The sequence below is a fragment of the Chryseobacterium hagamense genome (genome assembly GCF_007991455.1).
In the GTDB taxonomy this organism is placed as follows: domain Bacteria; phylum Bacteroidota; class Bacteroidia; order Flavobacteriales; family Weeksellaceae; genus Chryseobacterium; species Chryseobacterium hagamense.
This window is the reverse complement of record NZ_BJYJ01000050.1, coordinates 1-13,853: the sequence shown is the minus strand read 5'-3', so window position 1 is coordinate 13,853 and position 13,853 is coordinate 1. Positions and strand designations below refer to the sequence as shown.

General features: G+C 32.5%; 22 protein-coding genes. All 22 read right to left on the bottom strand.

Annotated elements, in window-relative coordinates:
• Positions 1 to 160 precede the first annotated feature (160 nt).
• The gene (locus tag CHA01nite_RS19695) at positions 161 to 406 is read right to left on the bottom strand and encodes a hypothetical protein (protein WP_228458470.1); all 246 of its coding nucleotides are present in this window, start codon (positions 404 to 406) and stop codon (positions 161 to 163) included.
• Between the two features lie 164 nt (positions 407 to 570).
• The gene (locus CHA01nite_RS19690; RefSeq protein ID WP_146944583.1) at positions 571 to 780 is read right to left on the bottom strand and encodes a hypothetical protein; all 210 of its coding nucleotides are present in this window, start codon (positions 778 to 780) and stop codon (positions 571 to 573) included.
• A gap of 225 nt (positions 781 to 1,005) precedes the next feature.
• The gene (locus CHA01nite_RS19685; protein ID WP_146944581.1) at positions 1,006 to 1,287 is read right to left on the bottom strand and encodes a hypothetical protein; all 282 of its coding nucleotides are present in this window, start codon (positions 1,285 to 1,287) and stop codon (positions 1,006 to 1,008) included.
• A gap of 55 nt (positions 1,288 to 1,342) precedes the next feature.
• Positions 1,343 to 1,693 (bottom strand): YrhB domain-containing protein, encoded by a 351-nt coding sequence (locus tag CHA01nite_RS19680; protein ID WP_146944579.1) that lies wholly within the window; start codon positions 1,691 to 1,693, stop codon positions 1,343 to 1,345.
• A 93-nt stretch (positions 1,694 to 1,786) separates the two neighbouring features.
• Positions 1,787 to 2,134, bottom strand: a complete 348-nt coding sequence (locus CHA01nite_RS19675; RefSeq protein ID WP_146944577.1) for a hypothetical protein — start codon at positions 2,132 to 2,134, stop codon at positions 1,787 to 1,789.
• Between the two features lie 17 nt (positions 2,135 to 2,151).
• Positions 2,152 to 2,661, bottom strand: coding sequence for an SRPBCC family protein (locus tag CHA01nite_RS19670; RefSeq protein WP_146944575.1), 510 nt, complete (start codon positions 2,659 to 2,661; stop codon positions 2,152 to 2,154).
• 267 nt (positions 2,662 to 2,928) lie between these two features.
• The gene (locus CHA01nite_RS19665; RefSeq protein ID WP_146944573.1) at positions 2,929 to 3,423 is read right to left on the bottom strand and encodes a hypothetical protein; all 495 of its coding nucleotides are present in this window, start codon (positions 3,421 to 3,423) and stop codon (positions 2,929 to 2,931) included.
• Between the two features lie 4 nt (positions 3,424 to 3,427).
• Positions 3,428 to 4,408: a hypothetical protein gene (locus tag CHA01nite_RS19660; RefSeq protein WP_146944571.1), complete on the bottom strand. Its 981-nt coding sequence runs from the start codon at positions 4,406 to 4,408 to the stop codon at positions 3,428 to 3,430.
• 55 nt (positions 4,409 to 4,463) lie between these two features.
• A complete protein-coding gene (locus tag CHA01nite_RS19655) occupies positions 4,464 to 5,015 on the bottom strand; it encodes an SUKH-3 domain-containing protein (protein ID WP_170234786.1) in 552 nt (183 codons plus the stop codon).
• Between the two features lie 295 nt (positions 5,016 to 5,310).
• Positions 5,311 to 5,790: an SUKH-3 domain-containing protein gene (locus CHA01nite_RS19650; protein WP_170234785.1), complete on the bottom strand. Its 480-nt coding sequence runs from the start codon at positions 5,788 to 5,790 to the stop codon at positions 5,311 to 5,313.
• 419 nt (positions 5,791 to 6,209) lie between these two features.
• Complete coding sequence (locus CHA01nite_RS19645; RefSeq protein WP_146944566.1) at positions 6,210 to 6,692, bottom strand: hypothetical protein; 483 nt, start codon at positions 6,690 to 6,692, stop codon at positions 6,210 to 6,212.
• A gap of 24 nt (positions 6,693 to 6,716) precedes the next feature.
• Complete coding sequence (locus CHA01nite_RS19640; RefSeq protein WP_146944564.1) at positions 6,717 to 7,133, bottom strand: hypothetical protein; 417 nt, start codon at positions 7,131 to 7,133, stop codon at positions 6,717 to 6,719.
• A gap of 41 nt (positions 7,134 to 7,174) precedes the next feature.
• A complete protein-coding gene (locus CHA01nite_RS19635; protein ID WP_146944562.1) occupies positions 7,175 to 7,405 on the bottom strand; it encodes a lipoyl domain-containing protein in 231 nt (76 codons plus the stop codon).
• Positions 7,406 to 7,599: 194 nt separating this feature from the next.
• Positions 7,600 to 7,998: a hypothetical protein gene (locus CHA01nite_RS19630; protein ID WP_307726005.1), complete on the bottom strand. Its 399-nt coding sequence runs from the start codon at positions 7,996 to 7,998 to the stop codon at positions 7,600 to 7,602.
• Positions 7,991 to 8,155, bottom strand: coding sequence for a hypothetical protein (locus CHA01nite_RS21030; protein WP_307726004.1), 165 nt, complete (start codon positions 8,153 to 8,155; stop codon positions 7,991 to 7,993). Before CHA01nite_RS21030 ends, CHA01nite_RS19630 begins: the two co-directional genes overlap by 8 nt.
• Before the next feature lie 113 nt (positions 8,156 to 8,268).
• Positions 8,269 to 8,670 (bottom strand): SMI1/KNR4 family protein, encoded by a 402-nt coding sequence (locus tag CHA01nite_RS19625; RefSeq protein WP_146944560.1) that lies wholly within the window; start codon positions 8,668 to 8,670, stop codon positions 8,269 to 8,271.
• A 359-nt stretch (positions 8,671 to 9,029) separates the two neighbouring features.
• On the bottom strand, positions 9,030 to 9,446 hold the full coding sequence (locus CHA01nite_RS19620; protein WP_146944558.1) for an SMI1/KNR4 family protein: 417 nt from the start codon (positions 9,444 to 9,446) through the stop codon (positions 9,030 to 9,032).
• Positions 9,446 to 10,222, bottom strand: coding sequence for an HNH endonuclease signature motif containing protein (locus tag CHA01nite_RS19615; protein WP_146944556.1), 777 nt, complete (start codon positions 10,220 to 10,222; stop codon positions 9,446 to 9,448). Before CHA01nite_RS19615 ends, CHA01nite_RS19620 begins: the two co-directional genes overlap by 1 nt.
• 9 nt (positions 10,223 to 10,231) lie before the next feature.
• Positions 10,232 to 12,010: a phage tail family protein gene (locus CHA01nite_RS19610; RefSeq protein WP_146944554.1), complete on the bottom strand. Its 1,779-nt coding sequence runs from the start codon at positions 12,008 to 12,010 to the stop codon at positions 10,232 to 10,234.
• Positions 11,997 to 12,365: a hypothetical protein gene (locus tag CHA01nite_RS19605; protein ID WP_146944552.1), complete on the bottom strand. Its 369-nt coding sequence runs from the start codon at positions 12,363 to 12,365 to the stop codon at positions 11,997 to 11,999. Before CHA01nite_RS19605 ends, CHA01nite_RS19610 begins: the two co-directional genes overlap by 14 nt.
• 32 nt (positions 12,366 to 12,397) lie before the next feature.
• On the bottom strand, positions 12,398 to 13,309 hold the full coding sequence (locus tag CHA01nite_RS19600; RefSeq protein ID WP_146944551.1) for a hypothetical protein: 912 nt from the start codon (positions 13,307 to 13,309) through the stop codon (positions 12,398 to 12,400).
• 18 nt (positions 13,310 to 13,327) lie between these two features.
• Positions 13,328 to 13,681 (bottom strand): hypothetical protein, encoded by a 354-nt coding sequence (locus tag CHA01nite_RS19595; RefSeq protein ID WP_146944549.1) that lies wholly within the window; start codon positions 13,679 to 13,681, stop codon positions 13,328 to 13,330.
• Positions 13,682 to 13,853: the final 172 nt, after the last annotated feature.

Genomic DNA, 13,853 nt, shown 5'->3' with positions numbered 1-13,853 from the left:
TAAACTAATAAAAATAACAAATACAGCAGAAAATTTCTGCTGTATTTGTTTGTACAGATTATATATGATTATTTATAATCGAAACGATCTTCATCCGGATACCAATAACGGGTTAAGTTTTTTCCTAATGTTCCATTTTCATAGGCTTTTATATAGTCTTCTAAATCCATTGCAGTACCCAAACCAACCACCCTGCCTGCTTTTTTTCCACCAGAAAAGGAGCATTACCTGCCAAGTGTTTATTAAAATCCCTTGTCATAAGAAATTCTTTAGACTGATAATAATAAATATTACCATACGGTTTTTTAATAGTTTCCTCATGTAATATTATGGGTTCAATGCTTTCATGTACTTTTCTTCGTATGAATTTTTCTGCTATTTTTAGCATTTCTTGATCTGTTAACATATCTTTTTACTTTTTTATTTTACCTACTCTTGTATACATAAACTTTATATAATTCCTTTGTATGAAATTTCTATATTGTTTTTTGTTTGGTCCACTAACATCATATATAGCAAATTCACCTGATTGTCCATCTAATAAATGCACTTTTTTATCAACTTTCGCCGCTATAAAATAATGACCATCAACCCTTCCACTTGGATGATATTCTGAGCTCCATAAATAACAGCAATATCACCATCTCCTAATACGGCTTCAAGTCTAGGGATTCCAATATCACTAAATTTACCACCTCCACATTTTGCTGCTACAGTCTCAAAGCCTTGCATGCTCAATGGTTCAGCTAATCGTAATTTTCCTGTTTTTAAGGTATTCAACTAAAACATCTACCACATTACCACAATTCTCATCACCTATCTGAATCACTTCAGTCTCAATTGATTTATGATTAAAATAAGGCATTGCTTCTGGCATTTTCTCAAAAGGTTTGGCAATAGTTTTTGAGAATTGTTTTAAACCTTCTTCAAAAGCTTTTATCTCTTCACTATCTGTTGTTGCAACTATAGATTTTAGACTATTTCCTCCTTCATGTATCTGTTCTTCTAAAAACTCCCTAACCGCTTCTCGTTTTTCTTCAGCTTCCGGTAAAATTCTAAAATTTTCTTATCATTAGAAGTCCCCTGAATCAGCTTTTCGCCTTTATATACCAAAGCATATTCTTTCTCTCCAATTTCTACGATAACCCCTCCTTTCTCGTAGAGCGGTAAAATATTATCATATTTCCTGAAAGTAAAAGCAGTAGCCTTGGAAATTTTATCGCTGTTGTAGGCTAGAACCTTTAAACTGATTTCCGTATTGGGCTTGATGGTCTTCCCATAAAACAAAAACCACCCAATTTTTTGAGTGGTCTGGTTTTTAGGTTTCTTCTAAACCTTCAGGTTATTTATAATCAAACCTATCTTCATCCGGATACCAATAAAGATCCAAACTTGGTGTCATTTTTCCATTTTCATAATCCTCTACATAACTTTCTAAAAAATCTGCCGTACCAAAGCCAACTACTCTACCAGTTTTTTTTTCTACTAAAAATGGAGCGTTTCCTACCAGAGATTTATTAAAATCCCCAGTTAATATATATTCTTTCGACTGATAATCATAAATATTACCATACGGTTTTTTGATCGTCAAGTCAGTCAGTATTACGACTTCAATATCCGATCCTCCAAAATGTTCTGCTCTGCTTTTTAAATAACGTTCTGCTATGGCTAGCATTTCCTGATCTGTTAACATGATTATTTATAATTCTTACAATTTCTAAACTAATAAAAATAACAAATACAGCAGAAAATTTCTGCTGTATTTGTTTGTAGAGATTATGGATGATTATTTATAATCGAAACGATCTTCATCAGGGTACCAGTATCGGGTTAACGTTGGTGTTAATATCCCTTTCTCATAATCTTCAATATAGCTTTCCAGCGAACCTGCTGTACCAAAACGAACTACCCTTCCAGATTTTTTTTCTACTAAAAACGGGGCATGGCCTGTTAGAGATTTATTAAAATTTCCGGTTAAGACATATTCTTTGGACTGATAATCATAAATATTACCATATGGTTTTTTAATCGTCACGTCAGTCAGTATTACGACTTCAATATCCGATCCACCGATTTCTCCTTTTCTTTTTAAATAGCGCTCCGCTATTATTAGCATTTCCTGATCTGTTAACATAGATTGTTGTTTTTTGTTTATCTTACTATTAAAAATCTAAATCCTCCTCCTTCTTCGGATTTAAACTCTTTATTAAACTTGCTCCGGATGAAATTTATATATTCTGACGACCTGGTACTGCCAAGCTCAAGATATTCTCCGCTTTGTCCATCAAACAAGTGTAATACTCCATCTTTTTTCACTCCTATAAAATAATGCCCTCTTGTACTTTTTGTTATACGATTTAAATCACGAACCCCATAAATAATCACGATATCATCATTTTTTATCAATGCCCGTAATCGTTCTAATGGAGTTTGAAAAATGTTCTCTATCTTTGCCGGACGAAGTTGCTGAAAATAACCTCCTCCATACTTGGCAGCGACTTTTTCAAATGTTTCATTTCCACTATCCTTCGCTCTACGTATTTTTTTGTTTTTCAAGAAATCTATTATAGCATCTACTACATCAGGACAATTTTCTTCCCCTATCTGAATTACTGCTTTATCTACTAATTCATGATTAATTAAAGGTAATACTTCTTTCAATTTTTCAAACGGATTTTCAATAGTTTTGCCTATATATTTCTTTTCTAGTGCAACAAAAGCTTTTACCTTTTCAGTTTCTGCTGTTGCAACTATAGATTTTAGACTACTTTATCCTTTATATACCTATTTCTCTAAAAGCTTACTTAACCTTTTCTAGTTTTTCTTCAGATTTTGGTAAAACTTTGAAACTTTTTATCATTAGAAGTGCTTGTATTAGTTTTCGCCTATTTATACATAAAAAGCCTGCTATTAAACAGGCTTTATTAATTACTTACTCTTTAACCACTTATCATAAACTTCTAAATAGCTTAAAATAGATTTGGCAACAGTTTCATAGGTACCATCAAAAGGAATAGGAACATATTCATCATATCCATAATCTTCATACATCATATCATTACCTTCCTCTCGAGTAGATATTTTTTCAATTACTTGCGACTTGCCAATTACTGCAGTGCTTGCATTTTTAAACAGCATCCAATTAGTTATTCCTGCAGGAGTAAATTTTTCAATATATTGAGGAATACTTGAATTGATCACGCTTAACAAAAACGTTTTCTCGTTTATTATTGACTTGCTAAAATTACTGCATGAAATTGCTCCTATTGGAAGTAAATAATATCCTTCAAAAGATTCATCTTGTTCGTTAACTATTTCAACTACTTTTCCTAAGACATTATTTAATGCTTTTACAAATTCAGGATATTTATTAAATCCTACAACTTCTTTACCTTTTAGTTCTAATAATTTTATTGGTATCATGATTTTATTTTAAATATTTAACTTTTACTTCGATATTAAAATTCATATAAAGCATACTACTTTCGGATAAATTGAATTTTTTCATAAACTCATCCGAAATATCCCATTTACTTGCTTTTAGCTGTTTCACTGTGAAATATTGCCCTTTTCCGGTAATTCTTCCACTTATAGTTTCATAGCCAGCCTGTGTCATTACTGTTTTCATGTATTCATTACTTGGTGCGGCTAATATATCAATTGCATCAGAATTAACAATTTTTTTACCTCCTGTTACCTGATGAATGTACCCCATTGTTTCCAAATTCTGTATCTGAGACATCCTTACGGTTTGTATTTCTCCTTCAATAATTTCCAACAACTTCATCTGTCGTAATGTAAAATAAGCTTGGGTGGGAATCCCTTTCCCCTGTACTAATGGAACTTTTACATCATTCACCCATTTTGGTAAATCTTGTAAAAACCCATGATTAAATGTAAATATCTTTTTCTTGGCATCAAAATTTCGGTAAAAATATCCGTCATAATCTTCAAAACTCGTTACAACGCCCCTGCCGTATTTAGGATCATAATCATTAACATCTTTAAGGCTCTCAAATCCTTTTGGCTTATAGTTTACATCAATACCTTCAAACAACCCTTCCACATATCCCATTCTGCCATTTTCATACTTTATGGTTTGGGAAGTTTCATTAAGAGTATCTTCTAAATCTTTTGAGTTTTTAGAAATTTTCTTCTTCAACTTCCGGTAAAACTCTAAAACTTTTTTATCATTAGATGTTCCCTGTATAAGCTTCTCTCCTTTATACATTAAAGCGTACTCTTTCTCTCCGATTTCTACGATAACCCCTCCTTTCTCGTAGAGCGGTAAAATATTATCATATTTTCTGAAAGCAAAAGCAGTAGCCTTGGAAATTTTATCGCTGTTGTAGACTAAAATCTTTAAGCTTATATCCGTATTGGGCTTGATGTTTAAAGAAAAAGCCACACGAAAAGATTCGTGCGGCAGTAGGGCTCCGCTATTATTAGCATTTCCTAATCTGTCAACATAAGTTTTTAAAAATATTATAAGTGTTTATGTGATAGATATATTTTAATTTACTTATTCCATCCCGAATATTTTTCCGAAGGAATCTATAATTTTTTTTTGGATCAAATGCTAAATACCCTTGGCTGTAATCATCCAGCAATAGATTTTGTATTCCGGATTTTAGATCTTTAGAAATCAAAAAAATCTCTTCTCCTAATAAATAAACTTTTCCATTTTTATCACAAGCCACCATATAACAGTCAGGAAAAAAATAGGCAAAAGGATAAAATAGTATTCCGGAAATATCGAAATTTTCATCATAATCCTCGTCATCTTCAAATCCTGCATAATCCAAAGATATTTGAAGTAAATTTCTCACTTGTGATTGACGGCTTTTACAATATTCAACCTCTAAATTTCCGTACTCGCTTAAAAATTCTTTTAATAATGACGGAAAATTTTCATATCTTAGAATATTTGAATTTTCATAAAGAGAACTCACATCTCTATTTTCGTACCATCCTGCTTTTATGAATTGTTCTTGTATATTTTCTTGAAATTTCATATCACACATTTTTTACGCCACTCCAAAACTTTTTCTAATAGTTCCATATGCTTTTATAAAGATAGACAATGTTTATAAAAGTTTACTTAAAGAAAAGCCACACGAAAGGATTCGTGTGGCAGCAGGAAGTAATTGATATTTAATATATTGTTCAATATTATTAATTTGAAAAGGAAAACAACCTTCATATCTTTTAACTACCTATCCCATTAATATTTTTTAAATTCTATTTAAATAATTAATGTTCTTTTATAGATCATAAGTTTGCTGTCAGAATATTTAATATAAAAATATTTTACCATTTTCGGATATTACCCCAGCTCTTTTTTTCTTCATGGAACTCTAAAGTTCCTGACCAATCATCAATTAATAACCTTTCAATCCCTTCATTAAATGTTTCTGATCGAAGAAATGTATAATCTCCTAACATATAAATTTTGCCTTCATCATCGCATGCCACCATATAGCAATCAGGATAGAAATATCCGAAAGGATACAAAAACTTACCATAAAGAGTAAAATCTTCATCGTAATATTGATCTTCATCATATCCTGCATAAGGTATCCCTAATTTTAATATATTGGTTACATTTGATTGAAATGGTTTACAATCTTCAACTTGTAAATCTCCATATTCTTTTAAGAAATTTTTTAAAAAAGGTGGAAAATCACTATATCTCAATATGTTAGCATTTTCATACCGGGAACTAACATCCCTCCCATCATGCCAACCTGCTTTTTTAAATTGTTTTTGTACTTTTTCTTGAAATTTCATATCACACATTTTTTACGCCACTCCAAAACTTTTTCATGTAGTTCCGTATGCTTTTATAAAGATAGATAATGTTTATAAAGAAAAGCCACACGAAAGGATTCGTACAGCTGCGCGGAGGTATTCAAAGAACCTTTAAAATTTTTTTTTTGATATTTTTGATTCAATATAATCTTGTATTAATTTTTTATTATTCATAATTATTAACTTATTTTTCTAATTTCTACTGTTTCACTTAATAATTTTTGCCGACTAAAATTATTTGCATAGTTCATCTTGGAATATGTTATCAAAATAAGTAATCTTTTTCTCCGTATTCTTAATAGAACATATCTTTCACCTTCTTTTAGCTCTGTAGCAAATCTAAAACAAAAAAATACGGCAACTTGCGGTTGCCGTTAAAATTATATTCCGTTATTACTTTACCAAGGTGTAAGACCTTTTAATGCTTTATTTACCAAATCATCTACTAATGCTGAAAAATTGGGCTCTGGCACTTTCCAAATAGATTTTCCGTCTTCAGAATCATAATCTTCATCTATCGAACAAAACCAAACGGTAGGATTATCCCCTTCATCCAAATAGATAAACATACAGATGTATCCTTCAAAACTATCTATGATCAAATAGGGACGGTCTATTCTTAAACCTCTTGCTTTTACCTTCTTTTTGTAATATGTATCCATTCCTTTGAAATCTCCTAAACCTGTATTAAACCCCAGAGCGTTATATTTCCCTCCAATATAAAGATATTCTCTAAATGCTTTGGGAAATAGGTTTCCCCCATTCAAAGCCATTTCTAATTCTTGTATTTCTGTTAAAGACATTCCTTCTGGATTGCGCAGACGGTGCCTTTCTAAACTGTTCTTATTAGCGTTGTAACTTTTTAAAATTGTAATATCCATACTTACTTATTTTTTATTAAAAGTTTATAAATCATCATCTCCAAGTATTCCTTCATCACTGTGAACGATAAATTTTACTGTTTTTCCTCTGGCTTTTAAAAATTCTTCAAACATTAGAAATTCTCTTTGGCAGGAGTTACAGGCATAGTAAATATTTTTTGTTTCGATTACAAATGTATCTGATTTATGAAGATGATGCATCATAAAATTAAAGATGTATTTCACTTCACTATCACTCATTCTTGGTCTTTCTTTATTATCAACTACGCCTTTCTTAAACATCGTTACAAGCTCATCAGAAGAATCATAGGTATTTACGAAGTCCTTTGGATATAAAGTTTCTTTTCCTGAATGTACCAACTCATTCACTACTTCGTTTTGTTTGTTCTTCTTTGCTTTTATTTTACCATTCCTATATTTAAAAACAAAAAAATACGGCAACTTTTAGTTGCCGTTAAGTAATTTAATTGGTGGTTAAATGGTCAATAAGTTATTGTACATAATACATCATTCGTTTTTCCATAACTGTCTTCCTGTAGTAAAATTTTAAGTTTACCCGAGTAATTTGAGTTTATCTCCATATCAAAATCACCACTTTCTATTTCTACTAAAAGACTATTTTTTTTTACCATTTCATTATTTTTCACATACCATTTTTTGACTTTTACATTTTCTCCCATCATTGAGGGAATTCTTATTTCTTCTATTTTCATTTTATTTTTGGTTTCAATTTAAACAATCTATAGTCGTTAGCCATAATATTAATTTCCTTAAAATGAGTAATTGCAATATCCAAGTATTCAGGTCTGGGTAAATAATGTCCACTACCGTTTACAATGGATACTATTTTACCCCCCCGCTACCGCACGAATCCTTTCGTGTGGATGTTCTTTAAATGTCAAACATTCTAAAAAAGTACAATATTGTCCAAAAGTCCTTTTTCATCAGAATAATCTACAGCACTGCTGTATCTGTAATCTTCTGCACGGAAAACCAAGCCGGCTCCCACAGGATTTTGAGGCACATAATTTATTTTTTGGCGGATAACGGGATTGCTCCAAAGTTCAATCGGTTTATGATCAGGTCTCCAAAATTGATATCGGTTTACATTTGAACTTTTTGAACCTTCTTTAAGAAAGAAATCCAGCAGGAATTCCTTTCTGCTTTCTTTAGGGTTTTCTTTGACGGCTTGTACCATTGCTTTGCCGGTAAATCTTTTTAAATCACCGATAAGAAGCTCCGGTTTTTGTCCGTTTATACTTCTAAAAACTAAGTGGACATGGCTGGACACGATGCAATCAGGCATGTATTTCTAACCCTTTATTTTTTTGGCAGAATCCTATACTTTCTAAAAGAATCTCTTGGTATTCATTTCTTATAAATACATCAAGCCATCCTACAACAGCAAAACTTATAAAATATAAACCTTCCGGATGATGAAATTTGTAATTTCTACTCATCATTGTATGTTTTATAAAAATAAAAATAATACTATTCTAGAGAATTATGTTTAAAAAAAAGCCACACGAGAGGATTCGTGCGGCAGTAGGGCCAACTATTAAATTTGCGATTAACATTATAAATCGTCAATAGAGTTTATTTTAAAAAATTCTTCTAAAGTTTTGCTGTAGAAGGTTGGTTCCATTTCATCATAACGAAAAAGATAAATTTGGCCTTTCTTGCTATCATTACCTATGTATATACATAATATATGACCAACTGCTGTACTAGCAAAAGGCAAATATTCTCTTGGTATATGCTTTTCTGTTATTTGCAAACTATCAATAGTATCTTCTATCTTAACTTGTCCATATTTTATACTATTAATCTCATAATAACCATCTCCTACTACACCCCCATTATACTTTAAATATAACTTTTTAAGGTTTTCCGGCATTGTAAAATTAAATTCAGTTTCTACATTTTGAATGTCTGCTAATGTAATACTGTTTTCCGATTCTGTAATTTCTGTTTTCATACTTTTAAAGTCTTGATAAACATTTAAAAAATCTTTTAATACTTTTACTCCAACATAATAAGAAAAAGCGGTTAAGCCTTTTTAAGTATTACTTACAAAATTTTCTATTCTTCTAAAATTGGATTAAATACCAGTTATGTTAGTACCTGCCTATTTAATTGCATTACCTTTCTTAGCAAAATCTGCAATATCCGTCCTACTTTTTTTCTTAAACTGATACTTAGAAATCTTCTGCTAAGGAATACTTGTGCGATTTTCCTACTCTCACTTAAATTAAAGCATAACTTTTACTATCACTTAAATCTAATAATTTAACAAAAATAACGGTAACCGCGGGTTACCGTTAAATAGTATATAGATTAATAATCACAATCTTCTGTTAAACCATCCATAAATTCTTGAAAAGAATCAGCTAGAAATTCCGGCTCTACTTCTCCCATATCCATAGGACAGTAATAAACTTTACCGTAATTACTACTATTGCTAAGATCAAGGCAAAAAGGATTTCCGCCTCCATCATAAGCAAAATTCAAAAACTTATTTGGCAAAAGATTTTTTATTCTATTGTAAGATTTTTCCAAAGGAGATTTTCCATATTTAATAGAATAGAAATGTGCAATCTGAGCTCCCTTAAAACAATCTTTTTCGGGACTTCCACCATTATATTTTAGAATATGTTTTTTATAACTATCGGGTAGATTTAATCCTATTTCTTGTTCAAATAGTGAAAGCTCTGCTTCTGTTACTGATTGTTTAGTTAAAATAAATTGATTCATTATGTTAGATATTTTTTCAAAGGTATTGATTTCTGTGCCTGACCTGCCGAACCAAAATGTGTATAAGTTGCTTCATGAGCTTCACGTAAAACCAGTTGCATAGTACATTCTAATTCAGCCGTTAAATCGTCTAGATGATGCCATGTATAATCTTCTAAAATTGCTTTCATCGCTTTTTTATCAGTAATACCCATTGCTTTAAATGATTCTGTAAAATCCAATGCTCTACCACCTTTTATCTTAATCTTGACGACACTCTTATTGTTATAAAGGTGCTGCGGAGTTGTAGAGAAATCCGGGGAGGTTCCCACTTTACTTTTAGGAACGTCATATCCTTTTAATTTGGCATTTTCAGGCTTATATTTTTTATTGCTACTCTTCAATTTTAAATTGACTTCTTCTATTATATTTTTCCTTTCTTTAGGAGTTTTCTTTGCAAAAGAAATAAATTTTTCATAATCTTGTTTTGCTACTCTGAAAAGAGTATTTCCAGCTTCATCTACCAAATCTATATTTGATCTCAATATTTTTTTAGTAAATCGACCTTCAGAAATTCGGTTAAAAATATTATTTTTTGCTTCAACCAATTCATCTAAATGCTCATCCAATGTTTTTCCTACTTTCCTTGCTTCTTCTTTAAGCTTTTCTATATATTTAGGAATATCATCCTCAGGAATATCATCTGCAATTTTAACATCGTTTCTTAAAATGGAGCAAATATTTTTGCCGTCTTTAGTCTCGGTAGCTAATTTAAGGCATTTTTCTATATCTTTCATTTACTTCTTTTATGGAATTGGACATAGACTAAATACACCTTTCTCTAATTTAGTTGGATGAAGTCCCAGCTTCTCTAGGTATTCCCGTACTTTTGGACTAAAAAACTCCTCGTAAATATCCTTTACAAAGTTTTTCACTTTCTCGCCAAGGCTGAAGATATCTTCCATCCAGCGACTCAGTTCTTCAAACAAAGCTTTTGATCCTTCTTTCAGCTTTTTGATGATAAAGCGGATAAATTCTAACCCTATTACAATAGCATCTCCCGCAGTTTTTACAACTTTTCCGATGGATTCTACTAGATTTCGCAATGGGTTTTTCATAAAATCTGCAACTCCTTCAAAAAGTTTTACAACATCAGCCACACCGCCTGTAAGAAGCGTTTCTACCACGATATCAATAATCAGCCCCACAATGTATCCATAGTAATAAAAGATTTCTTCCATAGTGATTTCTACAGCATTATTGGAAACCCATTGATAGAGTTTATATGCCATTTTTGCCTGAAAAGTAAAACATTGGAAAAAGAAATCGACCACATCAAACTTTCGGATTCCCTCTACAATACCTTCTACGATTTCCAGGAAATACTCTGCATAAAGCATTTTATTGTTCGATATCTCTTCAAATGTTGTTTTTGCTCTAAAGAAAAAACCAATAATGCTAAAAATTCCTGCAACCACATCTATCAGGCTATTATAGATCCCACATAAATAAGCATTTGCAGAAGTAAAACTTCTGTAAATAGTCGTTTGTAAACTTGGTACAGATTCTTTGAGAAGCTTTTTAAGATCATCTACTTTATCAAAAAAGGTGATCAGTTCATTACTTATGAGCTTATAAATAGATTTTGGAAGATAAGACTGAGCTGCCGCTACTATTCTTAATATTGGTTTTTTCTTATCATCCAACAAATCAAAAAGGCCATTAATAGCTTTACTTACCACCTTTTGTCCGTCATCATAATTTTTCGCAGGACTTTTAGAAGCTTTATGCTCATAAAACGGCTTCAATTCATTCCACAGTGCTTGCGGTATTAGTGCCGGATTAAATTCTCCTTTTTGGAAATTTGGATTCCATCCGGATTCTTCAACTTTTATGCTTTCTATTGCTTTTACTACCGTTTCTCCGAAAAAATTAGCCGCACCATCATATAGGAATTTTGTAAATTTATCTCCAAAAAAATCAAAAACATCAGTAATGGGAGCCTTCACTATTTTGAGAAGCCAGATCCAAAATGTTTTTTTATTTGCTATTACTCCTTTTTCTAATAGCTCTTTCATATCATCCGAAGAAATAGTAACATTATGCTTTCTTACGAAGTTCAAAATATCAGCAAAAGGAACTTTGGAAGGATCTGTTAAGTCCTGTCCTGCTCTCATATGCATAACAGTATTAATATTGAAACTTTCCTTATCTTTTATTTCTAAGAAAAGAACGATTGTTTTATCTTCCGGCTCTGTGATTTCCTGAAATCTTTCTAAAAGAAATATTCCGTCTTTACTAGCAAAAAGTTTAACTTTAATATCTCCGAAAACTCCTGTAAAATTTTGATACACTGCTACTTCTTCTAGCAATGTTTCTTTTAAAGGATCTGTTTCGTCCGTGTACACTTCATAATTTCCCGATTTAATAAATGGCTTTCCTCCAAAAAATTGGTCAATCATTTCCTGTGTTGAATACTGCTTAAATGCAAATTCATTTTTGGGTCTAGAAATTCCCAGTTCCTTCCATTTTGCTTTTGAAATAGCATTAAATGACGGTCGTTCATTGTCTTTATATGTTTCCATTTTTTTCATTTTTACTCATTAAACATTCCAATTCATTCACAGGAAAAAGTTCTTTGATCGTCATATTTTCAGTAAACTCTTCAGTCTGGGCTTCATCCAGTACCAAAAGATCCAGATGATAACCTTCATCCACCAGAATGTGAGCATTTCTGAGCTTACACCTTGCCTGTACCACGACATCCCAATCTTTTCCCTCCAGTTCATTCCATCGCTCAACAGGAAGTCTGCCTCTGCTTCCGAAAAGAATGATCTTTTCTACGGCAGTCATGTCGTTAATCTTATCCTTTAAGGACGTGAGGATATAAGGCAGCACTTTTTCGTGCTGCCAAATAGCCCCGGGTTTTATCCGGCTCATTTTTTTAAAATTTTAAATGATTAGATTTCAGATTATACCAGAAATCTGCTTAAAGGAATTGTTGACAAGTACTCTGTTACAGAAATTGTCTGAAGATTTTTATCCAGAATTCTTTCATTGCCATACCTATTGTATTCAGGAGATGAAATTTTTAAGACTGAATTCGTTAAATCAACAGAAAACTTAAGGGTATCATGACCATCATCGCCTCCCGGCTTGGTAAATGCAAAGTTTTTAAGCTTGCTGGCATTAATCCTAAACGTCAGACCATTTTCTCCGGTAGCAAAAGCTTCCACAGCTTCTATCTGGGATACTTCTTCAGCCAAATACTTGTACGCTTTCGTAACAGAATCAAGACTATTCCACGAAGCATCGCGCTCGATAACCATGTCGTTATCCATACATCTGTATCTTCTAGGGAACACTACGTCACCGATATTTTTGTAATTCAGATGATCCATCTCATTAAATGTGATCTCAATCCATTTATCTCCTGAATGCCCGATCTGGTTGTTATTCAGCTCAAAATTGCTGACACACATTTCACCCAGGTTGTCGTCGAACTTCACGCCCGGCTCACAATTGCCCGGCAGTGCCTTTTCAACTCTCAGGCCGATAGAATCTGCCTGAAGAATGGTAAGGGAAGTCGGAATCTTTTCTCTCCACGGCTCGCCTTCTTTGGTCGCTTTCGGAGAGCGCATTTCGTCTACTAAAGAAAGGAACAACGGATCGTCGATCACAGGAACTTCACCGGCGTTCCAGATCTGTCCGGTTGCCATGAAATGCCTTACCGCTTCTTCAAATCCAGGTCTTACGGTAACAATTACCCTTGCCATCCCGGACTGCATAAAGGCCCGGAAGATCGGATCATTGTCATCAAACTGATACAGGTCTGCCCAGGATTTTCTTTCGCCCCAATAGTACGGGTACAGATGGTAGCTCATAATCTCCCACTCAAAGGCCTACTCCATAAATTTAATGAAGGCGGCATACTGATCAAATTTTCCATCTAATTTGATATCCGTATTAAGGAATGTCTCATCCCCTGAAGAATACCCGTTGTTGTAATACTTCCCTTTACCGAACGTAAGATCTGCATTCGGATTCTGGTTCAGCATATAGGAAATACAGTTTCTTCTGAGAATGGTATTTTCGATCTTTCTATAGAAACCGGGGTTTGAACCTTTGATCTGTACGCCTAATGCTTTCGCTTCGGCTAAAGCCTGTTCATATTTACCCAATTCTGTTTCATAAGCTTCGATAATTTTGTTGAAGGTTTTTTGAAGCCATACATTTTTAGCTTCTTGAGTAAGCATTATATCAGCAACTAAGGAACCACTAATCCCTCTGATATCCCAAAATAATGAAGAAATGGCAATTGCTTTTTCAACATTATTTAGTCAATCCTTAGAAATGTAATAACCATTTGATATACAGTTTTATATATTCAATAATCGTAAAAAAAATGTTGTAAAAAACTGCAGAAAA

Excerpts from the sequence above, each read along its gene's own strand:
- CHA01nite_RS19630 (WP_307726005.1), bottom strand. The coding sequence starts at position 7,998 with ATGCCTGATTGCATCGTGTCCAGCCATGTCCACTTAGTTTTTAGAAGT.
- CHA01nite_RS19695 (WP_228458470.1), bottom strand. The coding sequence starts at position 406 with ATGTTAACAGATCAAGAAATGCTAAAAATAGCAGAAAAATTCATACGA.
- CHA01nite_RS19595 (WP_146944549.1), bottom strand. The coding sequence starts at position 13,681 with ATGCTTACTCAAGAAGCTAAAAATGTATGGCTTCAAAAAACCTTCAAC.
- CHA01nite_RS19610 (WP_146944554.1), bottom strand. The coding sequence starts at position 12,010 with ATGGAAACATATAAAGACAATGAACGACCGTCATTTAATGCTATTTCA.
- CHA01nite_RS19625 (WP_146944560.1), bottom strand. The coding sequence starts at position 8,670 with ATGAAAACAGAAATTACAGAATCGGAAAACAGTATTACATTAGCAGAC.
- CHA01nite_RS19635 (WP_146944562.1), bottom strand. The coding sequence starts at position 7,405 with ATGAAAATAGAAGAAATAAGAATTCCCTCAATGATGGGAGAAAATGTA.
- CHA01nite_RS19665 (WP_146944573.1), bottom strand. The coding sequence starts at position 3,423 with ATGATACCAATAAAATTATTAGAACTAAAAGGTAAAGAAGTTGTAGGA.
- CHA01nite_RS19645 (WP_146944566.1), bottom strand. The coding sequence starts at position 6,692 with ATGGATATTACAATTTTAAAAAGTTACAACGCTAATAAGAACAGTTTA.
- CHA01nite_RS19655 (WP_170234786.1), bottom strand. The coding sequence starts at position 5,015 with ATGAAATTTCAAGAAAATATACAAGAACAATTCATAAAAGCAGGATGG.
- CHA01nite_RS19650 (WP_170234785.1), bottom strand. The coding sequence starts at position 5,790 with ATGAAATTTCAAGAAAAAGTACAAAAACAATTTAAAAAAGCAGGTTGG.
- CHA01nite_RS19675 (WP_146944577.1), bottom strand. The coding sequence starts at position 2,134 with ATGTTAACAGATCAGGAAATGCTAATAATAGCGGAGCGCTATTTAAAA.
- CHA01nite_RS19605 (WP_146944552.1), bottom strand. The coding sequence starts at position 12,365 with ATGAGCCGGATAAAACCCGGGGCTATTTGGCAGCACGAAAAAGTGCTG.
- CHA01nite_RS19620 (WP_146944558.1), bottom strand. The coding sequence starts at position 9,446 with ATGAATCAATTTATTTTAACTAAACAATCAGTAACAGAAGCAGAGCTT.
- CHA01nite_RS19600 (WP_146944551.1), bottom strand. The coding sequence starts at position 13,309 with ATGAGCTACCATCTGTACCCGTACTATTGGGGCGAAAGAAAATCCTGG.
- CHA01nite_RS19615 (WP_146944556.1), bottom strand. The coding sequence starts at position 10,222 with ATGAAAGATATAGAAAAATGCCTTAAATTAGCTACCGAGACTAAAGAC.
- CHA01nite_RS19680 (WP_146944579.1), bottom strand. The coding sequence starts at position 1,693 with ATGTTAACAGATCAGGAAATGCTAGCCATAGCAGAACGTTATTTAAAA.
- CHA01nite_RS21030 (WP_307726004.1), bottom strand. The coding sequence starts at position 8,155 with ATGATGAGTAGAAATTACAAATTTCATCATCCGGAAGGTTTATATTTT.